The sequence below is a fragment of the Bradyrhizobium sp. USDA 4504 genome, assembly GCF_054063995.1.
This window is the reverse complement of record NZ_JBSSGV010000001.1, coordinates 5,687,498-5,701,000: the sequence shown is the minus strand read 5'-3', so window position 1 is coordinate 5,701,000 and position 13,503 is coordinate 5,687,498. Positions and strand designations below refer to the sequence as shown.

The window sequence follows — 13,503 nt, the reverse complement described above, 5'->3', positions numbered from 1 at the left end:
CGAATATCGCCGGCGGCCTAGTTTCAAGTGCAGAAGCGATGTCTGCCTTCGGGGTCGATGCCGTAGCCCGTCGACATTCGCCGTCGCCCGCTCGTAACTGGCCTTCAGCTGCTTGACCTGCTGGCGTGTTTGCGCAAGCGATGCCTCGAGCTGGTTGACTTTGTACTGGAACGGCGCCGGATCGATACGAAACAGCACCTCGCCGGCGACCGCGGTGGTGTGCCTGGCACATGGGATAGGTTGATTGTCCAGGCGTCATCGACCCGCGACCCGTCTAGAAATGGTATCCGCGCGACAAGGAGAGGTCTGGCGCGATCTGGTAGGTCAAGTTGAGAAATTGGCCGGAGATGGTCGGAAGGAAGCAGACGAGGGGCACCACGCGCCTACGGCACGATGCCGGCACCGAATACGGGCTTTCGATATTCCGCGACAGAGGTCGATTTCGCACGCGACTCCGAGAAGAATTATAGCATGTTGTTCGAATCGATTGATGAAGGATGAGGAATAGGCCCGGAGCAACTCGAGCGACGATGCGGGTAAGCCGACATCGGATCCCGAACGTTTTGGGCGTTTGCTGGAAGGCCTCCGGAAATACTGTCCCGGCATGATTGTGCAGCTCTCGACTGGAGGGCGCTCAGGCACAGGCCGGGAGCGAGGCGGAATGCTGTCACTGCGGCCGGACATGGCGTCGCTGTCGACCGGGTCGTGCAATTTTCCCACGCGCGTTTACGAGAACGCTCCCGAACTCGTCGACTGGTTGGCCTCCGAGATGCTGGCTCATGACATAAAGCCGGAGATCGAGGCGTTCGACCTATCGATGATTTTCCAGGCCATCGCTATGCAAAAGATCGGCAAGATCAAAGGACCGCTGCACGTCCAATTCGTAATGGGCGTGAAGAACGCAATGCCCGTCGATCGAGCAGCGTTTGAGTTCTATATTGAGACCCTTAACCGGTTGGCGCCTGATGCGACCTGGACCGGCGCCGGCATTGGAAAGGACCAGATCACGCTCAATGCGTGGTCTCTTGAACTCGGTGGACACTGCCGCACAGGACTTGAGGACAATGTGCGACTGGATCGTGAGAAGCTTGCACCGTCGAACGCCGCGCTTGTCAAGCGTGTGGTCGAACTCTGCGGTCGATACGGGCGGCGTCCAGCGACCGTGCCGGAGGCGCGCGCGCTATTGAAGCTCGCTGCATGAGTTGGGCGTCGAAAATGCCTTTTAGTTGTCGTGCGAGGACGGCTAGAAATTGGTGCTGCTCGCCGGGATTATCGTCATGAGGGTCGGCCTAGCCATGCATACGTTGCGGTTGTGTAGGTCGCAGACCGTCTTTATGCGTAACCTTGATTACCCCTCACTATCCGACGCGCCTCGCACTCCTCGGCGCCACGCTCCCGGACTGACGCCGACCATTGCTGAAAATACCCTCGTAAAGTGGCTCTGATTGGCAAACCCAGCCGATTTCGCAACCTCGGACAGCGGCAGATCGCGGATGGTCATCAACTGCTCGGCCGTCTTCACCCGCCGGCGAAGTAGCCATCGATGCGGCGGCAGACCAGTGGAGATTCGGAACGCCCGCGAGAAATGATCGACCGAAAGATCAAACTCGGCTGCGATCTGCCGTAAAGGAGTCTTTCCGGCGAGATCGGCATTGAGCATATCGCAAGCGCGGTCTAACTGCCACGGAGCGAGGCCGCCGCGTATCGTCTTGGCGCTACGCCGAAGGCCACCGTAGGTTTGAGCGACGTGCGCAGTAAGTGCGTGCAACATGTGGTCGACGAAAAGCTGGTTGGTCTCGTCCGCTCGACGCAAAGCTTCCACGAGCGACGCACCGAGGTTACGGACGACTGCGTCGTCGTGGCCTATACCCGGCTCATAGGCAAGCTCGCCAATGCGCGGTGCGCCGGCCTGCCTCGCAATGTCGTCAAGGGCCGAGCGCGGAAGATAGAAAAAGAGGGAGTGAAACGGCTTGTCGATGACGTAGCGCGGATCGCGCTTCAGATCGTAGAGATAGGTCGCGCCGCCGTGGACATTCGTCTTGATGACGCATCGGCCCCGCTCCCAGCACTCGCAGTCCGGATAATCACGAAATTTGAGGCTGACGAGGTAGGCGTCCTCGGAGGGCAGCGAACCGGAAAGGCTCGGCACCGGGTCGTCGTTTCGGGTTTCGGTCACCGCCAGCTCGGAACTGCGCAGCGTACGTGCAATCAGCGAAGGTGCGTTCTTCGCCTGCAGGGGTCGTCCGAGCCTCGATCCGTAGACGCCGGCCTGTGCCATTTGAGTTGATCCGGAAGGTTAGACCGCAGGCGCTGATCGCCCTGCGAATTTTGCGGTGCATTATCGGAAATAGGCAAGCGGCTGTCCACGGCCACCCGGCGACGCGCAACTTTTCGTGAGGGCAAATCGTCGCGAAAGTCGCAACGGATTCGGAAGCAATTTCAATGCGGTCGACCCAATCAACTGCCGCCAGGAACTGGGGTGAAATCCGGAGCGCAGGTCGCAACGATTCGCAAGCACACGTGATTCCGCGACTCGCAGTCGCATGGTCCTCGTTTGGCACGGAATGAGGCAAGACATGACGGCTTTGGGAAAGACGCGGGGGCCCTGCGAGCCCTAGAAACACGCCGTAGAAGCCAAGTGACCGTGACGGCCGTGTCATGACATGGACCTTACGGGCATCTGCGAAAAAGCAGCGAAAGACCGCGGGGCAGAAGCGATCAGGAGGCCACGCAAATGCTTAGGGCAACCGTATCCACGGGCTCGCAGCCTTCATCGCACGTAGCGCGCTTACCTATGACTCTCAATACTAACACTGCAGACCGCCCACTTGTTTTGATCGTGGACGACGACGAGGAGATCCGGTCGGCGCTTCGGGAGCTTTTGCTATCGGTCGGCATCGACGCGTGCTGCTTTGGCTCGACGCAGGAATTGTTGCGTGCCGATCTTCCGGAGCGGCCCGGCTGCCTGATTCTCGATGTTCGCATGCCCGGAGCAAGCGGGCTGGATCTGCAACAGCGTCTGGCATTGAACGGCAACACGAGGCCGATCATTTTCCTCACGGGTCATGGCGATATAGCCATGACCGTCCAGGCAATGAAGGCGGGAGCCGTCGACTTCCTGACGAAGCCAGTCAGAGACCAGACACTCCTCGATGCCGTCGCGGCGGCGATCGAGAAGGATGTCTCGCAAAGAGCCGCGGCCAGGCGCATAACGCAACACGCCGCCCGCTTCGCAACGCTGACACCGCGCGAACGTGAAGTCCTGGGCGAGGTAGCAAGGGGGCGCCTCAACAAGCAGATCGCCTTTGATCTCGGCATCAGCGAGATCACTGTGAAGTTGCATCGCGGCAACGCGACGAGAAAGCTGCAAGCAACGTCCGTCGGAGACTTGATCCGGATTTGGGAAGCACTTCCTGCGGAACTTCGCGGGAGGTAGCCCATCCTACACCAAGGAATAGGTACAACCCGATCAGCAATGGGCAGATGATCGGCGGGCCATGCCAGCGAAAGTCATCTGTTTGTCCAAAACGCCCCTAGTTGCCATCGTAGATGACGACCAAGCTGTACGAGAGGCTCTTTGCGATCTCCTCCTGGTCCTGGACGTTGCGTGTCGCTCGTTTGATCGGGCGGAGGCGTTCATGGCTGAATTTGTGCCAGGCCGCTTCGATTGCCTGATCACGGATGTGAGCATGCCCGGCCGGAGCGGGCTCGAACTACAGGAGCGATTGCGCGAGCTGGGCTCGTCAATGCCGGTCATTTTCATCACCGCGGACACGAGCCCGGCGACAGAGGCTCGCGCACTGAGGGGCGGTGCCTATGCCTGCCTGACGAAGCCGGTCAATGATGAGGTGCTCTTTCATCTCCTGCAGAACGCAATGAACTGCGCAGGCCGCTCGCGACGCAACGAGCGACGGGATCCACCATCAGATGACTAATCTCGCCCGACAGATATCGCAAGGCGGCCAGCCGAATCTCGTTGCCTCTGCTCCCGGCACGGAACTGGCCGACCTTGTGTCCGAAAGCATCATCGTCAGCAACCTGCACGGTGTCATCCAGTACTGGAATGCCGCATCGGAAGTCCTGTACGGCTGGCCTTCCATGGCGATGGTCGGTCGACACGTGGCAGAGATCGGCTCGCACGGCCACTCGGGTGTCGATCACATCGACATACTGCTCCGCGAAGGTCGATGGGAAGGTATCGTCTTTCGGCGTAGCCTGACCGGGGTCGAGGTTGCGGCGGCCGTGCGGCAGGTGGTGCGACGAGACGCAACCGGCGCGGTCCTTGACATCGTTGAGTGTGGCCGAAATGCAGGACCACTAACCGAAGCAGTGTACCTGCGCATGGATGCCGAGTTGCAGGGATCTCTGGCCGCTGCTTGGGAGCTTGATGCCTCGCCGGCCCGGCCCCTGCTCGATGCAATCGCGAAGCACAGGCGTGGCGGAGCCGCTATCGACCTTGATCAGCATCCGGACTGGGTCAACGGACTGCTTACCGCCACTCGAATTCTGGCTGTCAATGATCGCGCGGTTCGCATGTTCGGGGCACATGCAGGGCACGAGCAGATGATCGGTCAACCGATCGGTACGTTCTGGCCGGCTGAAAGCCGCTCAATCCTGGCCGGACTAATCGGAGACGTTGCCACAGACCGCTCGCGCCTCGAGACCCGCAGAATGGTCCTGAGCGGCGCGATACGCAACCCCATCATCAGGGCCTGGCATTCTGCGGACCCGAAGCCGTCGGGCACCGTGCTTGTTACGATCAACGGCGCGATCGAAGATGACCGCACGTCCTGGGAGTTGCACGCGAGCGAGGATCGATATCGCAAGCTCATTCAGTATCTACCGACGGCTCTCTGGCAGGTCGATTCCCGACGCGCGGGCGAGGTCTTCGACGATCTGAAGGCGAAGGGTGTTCGCGATATTGCTTCCTATCTGGCGACACACCCTGATCTTATCGAGCACGCCAAGGACGTCGTTCGTGTGACGGACGTCAACCACGATGCAGTCTCACTGTTTCGGGCACGCAATCCCGCCGACCTAATCAAACCGGTTCGATACCTGTTTGCCGCCGTCCCGGGGCTCGCCGAGCGGGTCATGGTGGCTCACTTTGAAGGTCGACGCAATCTCATAGAGGAGACCAGGATCCGTGCATTCGACGGTTCGCTCATCGATGTCCTGTTCACGGTCACATATCCTGTGCCCCCCGAGCAACTCGACAACACCTTCATCACCATCCAGGACATCAGTGAGCGCTTGAACGCCGAACGGCAACTTCGGAAGCTGCAAGCTGATTTCGCGCATGCTGGCCGCATCGCAACTCTTGGGGAGCTCGGAACTTCGATCGCGCATGAGATCAATCAGCCGCTTACGGCCATCGTGACCAATGGTGAGGCAAGCTTGAGGTGGCTGGCGCGCGCAGATCAAAACATCGAAAAGGTCACCCAGCTCACGTCCCGAATCGTGGCGAATGCGCGGCGCGCGAGCGAAATCATTCATCGCATACGAGGCATGGCGGCGAAGCATGAACCAGAGAAGCGGCTCATGGATATCAATGACGTCGCGAAAGAAGCGCTGTTATTCATTCGCCACGACATTGAGTCAAAATCAATTGCCTTGTCGACGACGTTTGCATCTGGGCTTCCCCAAGTGATTGGTGACCGGATTCAACTGCAGCAGGTGATTATCAATCTGCTCGTCAACAGCGTCCAGGCCATCGTGCACTCCGGTCAACCGACACGTCGAATCGACGTCCAGACGTCGGTCACCGAAGAAGGCTCGGTCGGCTTCTCCGTCTTCGACAATGGGCCGGGTATCGCCACCGGAGACCTCGGGCGCATCTTCGACAGCTTCTTCAGCACCAAGGATGCAGGAATTGGCATCGGCCTTGCGATCTGCCAGTCGATCGTTAGGGCGCACGGAGGCAGCATTTTGGGCGCGAATCGTCCAAATGGCGGCGCGCATTTTCGCTTCACGCTTCCGGTGCCGGCGACTGCCGGTCCCGACTTCAGCGTTGTCGCGCTCATTCGGTAAGTGCGCCAACGTTCGCATGAGCGCCTGCGTTTGCAAGGAATTGCGCCCGCGATGCGGACAATCTCTCCCGAACTATACCGAGGTATAGGTCGACCTATCCGCTGAACCAGCGCGACCAGACCCGCTGCACGATGCCCTCGTACAGCGCTCACCGCCATGATCGCAGCACACGGGAAGCGATGCATCCGCAGACGCGCGGAACGAACGCTCTTCCCCAATGCGAGTGGAAGTTCATGAGCAAGCCCATCTTGCGCGCCCCCCTGGACAATGTGCCCGGCGCGACGCAGGCGCATAGGAGTGACCTGCCGGTCGGTGAGCGGCGCCCCGCCAATGAAGAGATGGCACGCGTGCTCAGGACTAAGCCCTTTCGCGTTGCTTTGGAACCGTCCAGCGGCACGATTGCATACTGGAAGCACGAGCCCGTACACGACATCGTCAAGCCGATGGTCGATCACGTCATCATGACCTACCCGACCGGCGTACAACGGCTCGAGCGGCGCACCGGACGATCAGTTGCGATCGGAACGGCTCGTCCCGGCGTCGTGACGCTCATTCCGGCTGGTTCGACCTCTCGGTGGGATATTCACCGGCCGATGCATGTCCTTCAGCTCTATCTTCCGCAGGCAACACTCTCGCGTGTTGCCGACGAAGCCTACGTGGCCGCGCCCGGCGATCTTCTGGAGCGGACAGTGTACTCGGATCCCGTTACATCCCGGTTGCTGATGAGTGCAGTGGATGTTCTGGAAGGACACGCGACGCTGGAAGCATTGTTCAGGCAGCAATTGATGGACCTTCTGGCAACGCGCCTCTTGGCAGCACATGCTGGCTCGTCGATCACGGTCCGGCCAGCTCTGGGCGGCCTGTCGCCAAATGTCCTGCGCCGCGCCATCGAGCGCTTGCGCTCCGATAACGATGCGGACGTTTCCCTCGGAGCACTCGCTTCCGAGGCCGGCCTCTCGCGCTACCACTTTTGCCGTGCCTTCAAGGAGAGCACAGGCCTTTCGCCTCATGCCTGGCTCCGCCAGCGACGGCTCGAGCAGGCCATGGAGATGCTGCGCGACACGGACGCATCGGTCGTCGCGGTCGCGGAGGTCCTCGGCTACGGCTCTCAGACCGCGTTCGCCGCGGCATTCAAACGGTTCACCGGCGAAACGCCGACCAATTGGCGGCGCAGCATGCGCTAGCAGCAATCGCGCTGCAATCGGCGCAATCGCTCTTGGGCAGTGGTCCGCGAGCTCCCCTAGATAGCCGCAAGAAATCTGACGACACGGAGACCAACAGATGATTTCCAAAAAGACCTTCAGCGGCCTCGCCACGTCGCGTCGAAATTTGCTGGCGAGCACGCTCATTTGCGCGACATCGCTGACCGTTCGCCCGTCTTCGGCGATTGGCAAGGAAAGGGACCATTCGATGTCGGCCACACAAGGAAGCGATCCCGCGACTTCTGTGACGACCAAGGACGGCGTGCAGATATTCTACAAGGATTGGGGGTCGAAGTCCGCCCAGCCGATCGTCTTTCATCACGGTTGGCCGCTCAGTTCCGACGATTGGGACGCGCAGATGCTGTTCTTCGTCGGCAAGGGCTATCGAGTCATTGCGCATGACCGGCGAGGTCATGGCCGCTCGAGTCAAGTGAGCGATGGCCATGACATGGACCACTACGCAGCCGACGTTGCGACTGTCGTTGACCATCTCGATCTTCGCAATGCCATTCACGTTGGTCATTCCACGGGCGGCGGCGAAGCAGCGCGCTACGTCGCACGCCACGGCAGGAACCGGGTGGCCAAACTGGTCCTGATCGGGGCCGTGCCTCCCTTGATGTTGAAGACGGAAGCCAATCCGGCGGGCGTGCCCATTGAGGTGCTTGACGGATTGCGCAAGCAGCTCGCAGCGAACAGGGCACAGTTCTATCTCGAATTCGCGAGTGGCCCGTTCTATGGCTACAATCGCCCAGGTGCACAGGCGTCCCCGGCGGTGATCTGGAATTGGTGGCGCCAAGCAATGATGGGTAACGCCAAGGCACAATACGATGGCGTCAAAGCCTTCTCGGAAACCGACTTCACCGAGGATCTGAAGAACATCGACGTCCCCACGCTCGTCCTGCATGGCGGCGACGATCAGATCGTGCCCGTTGGCGATTCTGCAACCTTGTCGGCGAAGCTTCTGAAACGAAGCACTTTGAAAATCTACGACCTGCTACCGCACGGTCTGTGTACGACGCATCCCGATATCATCAACGCAGACTTGCTGAAATTCGTGAGCGCCTAACCCGGTGCCTTCATCGAAGAGAGTCAAACCCAAGGAGCAATCAAATGCGACTAGTCATCATTGGCGCCGGATTCGCCGGCATGTATGCCGCTCTCTCTGCGGCCCGGCTGCGCGACATCCAGGGCGTTTCGCCCGAGGCGTTCGAAATTGCGTTGGTTTCACCGGAGCCGACGCTGGTGATTCGACCGCGGCTCTATGAGCCGAAACCGGAGACCCTGACAGCTTCGCTCCTGGATGTGCTGAAGGCCGTTGACGTTGCCTATGTGAAAGGCAGCGCCGAGTCGATCGATACCAAGTCTCAAGTGGTAGACATCGTTGCGGCCAAGGGTGCGAAGCAGAGACTCACCTATGACCGATTGATTGTCGCAGCTGGTAGCCGGCTGTTCCGTCCCAGTATTCCCGGGCTCGCTGAACACGGTTTCAGCGTCGACCAGCTCGACGACGCGATCGCCCTCGACCGGCATTTGCATCATTTGGTGGGGTGGCCGGTATCACGGATGCGCGACACGGTTGTCGTGGCCGGCGGCGGATTCACTGGCATCGAAGTCGCGACAGAAATGCCCGCACGGCTTCGTGAGATCCTCGGCAAGGATGCCAAGCCGCGTGTCATCATCGTCGAACGAAACAGTGCGATCGCCCCCGACATGGGCGAAGGTCCTCGTCCTATCATCGAAGCCGCGCTCCGCAAGTTGGGGGGTCGAGACCCGGCTCGGCGTTGGCGTTACCTCGCTCGACAAGTCCGGCATCACGCTTTCCAGCGGCGAGCATATTGATAGCGGGACCGTGATCTGGGCGGCCGGCATGCGGGCCGCTCCGCTAACCGCGCAGATTCCCGCTGAGCGCGACAACTTTGGGCGCCTGCTCGTCGATCCCGACTTGCGCGTGCTGTCGGTGCCTGGGGTCTTTGCGACCGGCGATGCGGCGAGGGCGGCATGTGACGAGGTTGGCAACTACGCGCTGATGTCCTGCCAACACGCCACGCGGATGGGCGCCTTCGCCGGCAACAATGCGGCCGCCGAGCTGCTCGGCGTCCCTACCAAACCGTACCGCCAGAAGGCTTACGTCACTTGTCTCGACTTAGGAGAAGCCGGTGCGCTCTTCACGCGCGGTTGGGAGCGCAAGGTCGAGATGGTCGGCGACGAAGCCAAGAAGACCAAGAAGGAGATTAATACCGTCTGGATCTATCCGCCGCGGGCCGAGCGTGCCGCTGCTCTTGCTTCCGCTGATCCGGAGCGTGTCACTGATCTCTAAACACCTCACGAGCATTGACCGCGCTTTCTGCGCGAAAGCACGAGCCGCTCAGGATCGAGCGCAGAAGTTCTCGAAGATGGATCGGATGATTCGCAATACTCAACAGGAGACAACCATGAACTTAGACACTGTCGCACGCTCCGTTAGATCGAAGCCCGACGAATTGGTACCATCGCGCTACGCGCTGAAAATCGGCGACATCGATGTTATGGTGATCAGCGACGGCGTGCTGCCGCTGCCGTCCAAAATGCTGGCGCACAACGCCGACCCGGCCGTCCGCGCCGCCTGGCTGGACGACATGTTCCTGCCGCCGGACGCGTTCGACTGGGCACTGAACGTGGTCGTGGTACGCAGCGGCGCGCAGACCATCTTGATCGACGCGGGTCTCGGACTGGACCCGGATCTGCACCTGCCGCGGGCCGGGCAGTTGGTCAAGCGACTGGAAGCCGCCGGCATCGACCTGGCATCCGTGACCGACGTGGTGCTGACCCACATGCACATGGACCATGTCGGCGGCTTGCTGGTCGAGGGCGTGAAGGACCGGCTGCGTCCGGACCTGCGGATCCACGTGGCGGCCGCGGAGGTCAAATTCTGGGAGGCGCCCGATTTCTCCCGCGTCTCCATGCCGCCGGGATTCCCGGACGCGCTTCGGGCCACCGCCAAGCGGTTCGCGAACGAGTACCACAACCAGCTGCGGACGTTCGAAGATGAGCACGAAGTTGCGCCGGGCGTCGTAGTCCGCCGCACCGGTGGCCACACTCCCGGACACAGCGTGGTTCGCGTGGCATCCGGCGGCGACCGGCTGACATTCGCTGGCGACCTCGTCTTCACCGTCGGGTTCGAGCACCCGGATTGGCACAACGGCTTCGAGCACGATCCCGAGGAAGCCGCTCGCGTCCGGATCGAACTTTTGCGCGAACTGGCGGCGAACCGCGAACTGCTGGTGGCCACGCACATGCCGTTCCCGTCGGTCGGTCATGTTGCGGTCGCAGGCGACGCGTTTCGTTGGGTGCCGGCCTTCTGGGACTACTGACCGATTGTTGGCTCAAATCCGAACCAGGGGCGGGCGTTGACAAGCGGCGACCGCGCCCGCCACTGACAAGCTTGGAGCTTACCACCGTGAAACACGAGACCGTGCGCGCATCGTCGTTCGCGATGCCGCTGAGCAGTCCGGCCTTTCCTCCCGGTCCTTACCGCTTCGTCGACCGCGAATATTTCATCATCCAGTACCGCACCGATCCCGACGCGCTGCGCCGCGTGGTGCCGGAGCCGCTGGAGATCACCGAACCAGTAGTGAACTACGAGTTCATTCGCATGCCGGATTCCACCGGCTTCGGCGACTACACCGAGAGCGGCCAGGTCATTCCCGTATCCTACAGGGGCCAGCTGGGCGGCTTCACCCATCAGATGTTCCTGAACGACCATCCGCCGATTGCGGGCGGGCGCGAGCTATGGGGGTTTCCCAAGAAATTGGCGCAACCGAAGCTCGAGGTCGAAATCGATACGCTGGTTGGCACTTTGAACTATGGCTCAATCCGCATTGCGACCGGCACCATGGGCTACAAGCACCGGTCGCTCGATACGGCGGCGGAAGCCCGCAAGCTCGCAGCCCCCAATTTCCTGCTCAAGATCATTCCGCATGTCGATGGTTCGCCGCGCATCTGCGAGCTGGTGCGTTTCCACCTAAAGGACATCACCGTGAAGGGTGCTTGGACCGGCCCCGCTGCCCTGGATCTGTACTCGCATGCCCTGGCACCCGTCGCCGAGTTGCCGGTGCTGCAGGTGCTGTCGGCCAAGCACCTCGTCGTGGACCTGACGCTCGGGCTAGGCGGCGTGGTCCATGACTATCTTGCCACCGACCAGAGCCGCGGCTCGGTCTCGGACGTCTTGATCGAAGCAAATGCCGGCTGACCGAGATCAGCCCTACATCCGGAGCTCCAGAAAATGCTGAACGTCATGCGCGGGGATATCGATCCGGCGCCGCAAGCGGCCAAGCCATTGCCATATGATGTCGTGGCCTTGGTGCTGCAGGGTGGCGGCGCGCTTGGTGCATATCAAGCCGGCGTTTACGAAGGCCTGCACGAAGCCGGCATACGGCCGAACTGGTTGGCTGGCATTTCGATCGGCGCGCTGAACGCCGCCATTATTGCCGGCTCGCCCGAGGCCGAGCGGATCGAACGGCTACGCAAGTTCTGGGAGAGCATCTGCGCGGCGGCGGTGGAATGGCCGGTCGGCGAAGGGCTTGCCAATGCGATGCCGTTCGCCTTCGATCTCCGCTCAGCGCACAATGCCCTGGCGGCGCTCAGGGCCCTCTTGCAGGGGCAACCCGGCTTTTTCAAGCCACGCTTCCCGCCACCGTTCCTGTCGCCCTTCTCGGGCAACGCGGCGACGAGTTTCTACGATACCTCACCATTGCAGCAGACGTTGGAGCGGCTTGTCGACTTTGATCGGCTGAACGCCGGGCAGGTGCGCGTCAGCATTGGCGCGGTCAACGTCCGTACGGGCAACCTGACCTATTTCGACACGGCTGAACGCCGGCTCGGACCGCAGCATTTCATGGCATCCGGTGCCCTGCCGCCGGGCTTCCCTGCGGTCGAGGTCGACGGCGAGCACTATTGGGACGGCGGCGTCGTTTCGAACACGCCTCTATCCCGAGTGCTGTCGAGCGAGCCGCGCGACACGCTGACCTTCCAGGTCGATCTTTGGTCGGCACGGGGCCGTGTGCCGAATGACTTGATGGAGGTGTCGAGCCGCCAGAAGGACATTCAGTATTCCAGCCGCACACGCGCCATCACGGACCAGGCGCTACGGATGCAGAAGATGCGTCAGGCGCTGCAGCGAATGCTCGAAATGTTACCGGATGGCGCGAAGCAGGATCCGGAAATCCGCGCCATCGCGGACATGGCTCGCCATCGCTCCTGCAACATCATCCATCTGATCTACCAGTCCAAGATCTACGAGCGCCATTCAAAGGATTGCGAATTCGGATTGAATGCGATGCGGGCGCATTGGCAGAGCGGTCTGGAGGATATCCGCCGTACATTGGCCGATCCGCGGCGGCTCGACCCGCCTGCTCCCGAGCTCGGCATTGTCACGCACGATATCCACCGCCGTGACTGATCTCGCGGCAAATCTAATCCCAAACCATCGAAAGGAAGTCCCATGTTGAAGGGCAGGGTAGCCGTCGTCACCGGATCGACCAGCGGTATTGGGCTCGGTATCGCTAAGGAGTTGGCTAAGCTCCGGGCAGACATCGTTTTGAATGGCTTTGGCGATGCCAGCGAAATCGAGGCGATCCGAGGCGGCATCGAACGCGAGCATGGTGTGCGCGCCGTTTACGATGGCGCCGATATGTCGAAGGAGGAGGCCGTGCGCGGATTGATCGCAGCGACGGTCGAGAAATTCGGCCGGCTCGACATCCTCGTCAACAATGCCGGCATCCAATTCACTGCGCCGGTCGAAGAGTTCCCAGCCAACAGGTGGAACGCGATCCTGGCGATCAATCTGTCGGCCGCCTTCCACGGCATTGCGGCGGCGGTCCCGCAGATGAAGAAGCAGTGCTGGGGGCGGATCGTCAACATTGCCTCCGCGCACGGCCTCGTCGCTTCGACGCATAAGGCAGCCTACGTCGCGGCCAAGCACGGACTGGTCGGCTTGACCAAAGTAGTCGGCCTGGAGACTGCCGGGAGCGGGGTCACATGCAATGCAGTCTGTCCGGGCTGGGTGCGAACGCCCCTCGTCGACAAGCAGATCGACGACATCGCTGTGCAAAGAGGGGTCAGCCGGACGGAAGCGGCCAGGACACTCCTGGCGGAGAAGCAGCCGTCCCTCGAATTTGTTTCTCCGGCGCAGCTTGGCGGCACTGTCGCTTTCCTATGTTCGTCCGCCGCCGACCAGATCACCGGAACCGCGATCTCGGTTGATGGCGGTTGGACCGCCCAGTAACCGCAAAGG

Annotated in this window: 10 protein-coding genes and 2 pseudogenes; 11 read left to right on the top strand and 1 reads right to left on the bottom strand. The window is 61.2% G+C overall.

From position 1 onward, the window contains the following. Positions 1–538 precede the first annotated feature (538 nt). A pseudogene (locus ACVMB1_RS26720) lies at positions 539–1,201 on the top strand (3-keto-5-aminohexanoate cleavage protein); the annotation flags it as partial. Positions 1,202–1,348: 147 nt separating this feature from the next. Here the strand turns inward: ACVMB1_RS26720 and ACVMB1_RS26715 are convergent. Continuing rightward, the gene (locus ACVMB1_RS26715) at positions 1,349–2,278 is read right to left on the bottom strand and encodes a helix-turn-helix domain-containing protein (protein ID WP_141340809.1); all 930 of its coding nucleotides are present in this window, start codon (positions 2,276–2,278) and stop codon (positions 1,349–1,351) included. Positions 2,279–2,794: 516 nt separating this feature from the next. Between ACVMB1_RS26715 and ACVMB1_RS26710 the strand changes: the two genes are divergently transcribed. The 10 genes and pseudogenes from ACVMB1_RS26710 (at position 2,795) to ACVMB1_RS26665 (ending at position 13,494) form a co-directional block, all read left to right on the top strand. After that, the gene (locus tag ACVMB1_RS26710; RefSeq protein ID WP_141340810.1) at positions 2,795–3,436 is read left to right on the top strand and encodes a response regulator transcription factor; all 642 of its coding nucleotides are present in this window, start codon (positions 2,795–2,797) and stop codon (positions 3,434–3,436) included. 61 nt (positions 3,437–3,497) lie between these two features. Continuing rightward, positions 3,498–3,935, top strand: a complete 438-nt coding sequence (locus ACVMB1_RS26705) for a response regulator transcription factor (RefSeq protein WP_141340811.1) — start codon at positions 3,498–3,500, stop codon at positions 3,933–3,935. Next, a complete protein-coding gene (locus ACVMB1_RS26700; protein ID WP_141340812.1) occupies positions 3,928–6,030 on the top strand; it encodes a PAS domain-containing sensor histidine kinase in 2,103 nt (700 codons plus the stop codon). Before ACVMB1_RS26705 ends, ACVMB1_RS26700 begins: the two co-directional genes overlap by 8 nt. 233 nt (positions 6,031–6,263) lie before the next feature. Beyond that, positions 6,264–7,214, top strand: coding sequence for a helix-turn-helix domain-containing protein (locus ACVMB1_RS26695; RefSeq protein WP_076826971.1), 951 nt, complete (start codon positions 6,264–6,266; stop codon positions 7,212–7,214). A 226-nt stretch (positions 7,215–7,440) separates the two neighbouring features. Further along, positions 7,441–8,298: an alpha/beta fold hydrolase gene (locus ACVMB1_RS26690; RefSeq protein ID WP_076826970.1), complete on the top strand. Its 858-nt coding sequence runs from the start codon at positions 7,441–7,443 to the stop codon at positions 8,296–8,298. 44 nt (positions 8,299–8,342) lie between these two features. Continuing rightward, a pseudogene (locus ACVMB1_RS26685) lies at positions 8,343–9,549 on the top strand (NAD(P)/FAD-dependent oxidoreductase). Between the two features lie 76 nt (positions 9,550–9,625). Beyond that, positions 9,626–10,582 (top strand): MBL fold metallo-hydrolase, encoded by a 957-nt coding sequence (locus ACVMB1_RS26680; RefSeq protein WP_076826840.1) that lies wholly within the window; start codon positions 9,626–9,628, stop codon positions 10,580–10,582. A gap of 86 nt (positions 10,583–10,668) precedes the next feature. Further along, complete coding sequence (locus ACVMB1_RS26675) at positions 10,669–11,460, top strand: acetoacetate decarboxylase (protein WP_076826973.1); 792 nt, start codon at positions 10,669–10,671, stop codon at positions 11,458–11,460. A gap of 33 nt (positions 11,461–11,493) precedes the next feature. After that, positions 11,494–12,669, top strand: coding sequence for a DUF3734 domain-containing protein (locus ACVMB1_RS26670; RefSeq protein WP_076826842.1), 1,176 nt, complete (start codon positions 11,494–11,496; stop codon positions 12,667–12,669). Positions 12,670–12,711: 42 nt separating this feature from the next. Then, positions 12,712–13,494 (top strand): 3-hydroxybutyrate dehydrogenase, encoded by a 783-nt coding sequence (locus ACVMB1_RS26665; protein ID WP_076826844.1) that lies wholly within the window; start codon positions 12,712–12,714, stop codon positions 13,492–13,494. Positions 13,495–13,503: the final 9 nt, after the last annotated feature.

Coding starts and splice junctions, on each gene's coding strand:
- ACVMB1_RS26690 (WP_076826970.1), top strand. CDS start 7,441: ATGTCGGCCACACAAGGAAGCGATCCCGCGACTTCTGTGACGACCAAG.
- ACVMB1_RS26700 (WP_141340812.1), top strand. CDS start 3,928: ATGACTAATCTCGCCCGACAGATATCGCAAGGCGGCCAGCCGAATCTC.
- ACVMB1_RS26680 (WP_076826840.1), top strand. CDS start 9,626: ATGGATCGGATGATTCGCAATACTCAACAGGAGACAACCATGAACTTA.
- ACVMB1_RS26710 (WP_141340810.1), top strand. CDS start 2,795: ATGACTCTCAATACTAACACTGCAGACCGCCCACTTGTTTTGATCGTG.
- ACVMB1_RS26715 (WP_141340809.1), bottom strand. CDS start 2,278: ATGGCACAGGCCGGCGTCTACGGATCGAGGCTCGGACGACCCCTGCAG.
- ACVMB1_RS26670 (WP_076826842.1), top strand. CDS start 11,494: ATGCTGAACGTCATGCGCGGGGATATCGATCCGGCGCCGCAAGCGGCC.
- ACVMB1_RS26695 (WP_076826971.1), top strand. CDS start 6,264: ATGAGCAAGCCCATCTTGCGCGCCCCCCTGGACAATGTGCCCGGCGCG.
- ACVMB1_RS26705 (WP_141340811.1), top strand. CDS start 3,498: ATGCCAGCGAAAGTCATCTGTTTGTCCAAAACGCCCCTAGTTGCCATC.
- ACVMB1_RS26665 (WP_076826844.1), top strand. CDS start 12,712: ATGTTGAAGGGCAGGGTAGCCGTCGTCACCGGATCGACCAGCGGTATT.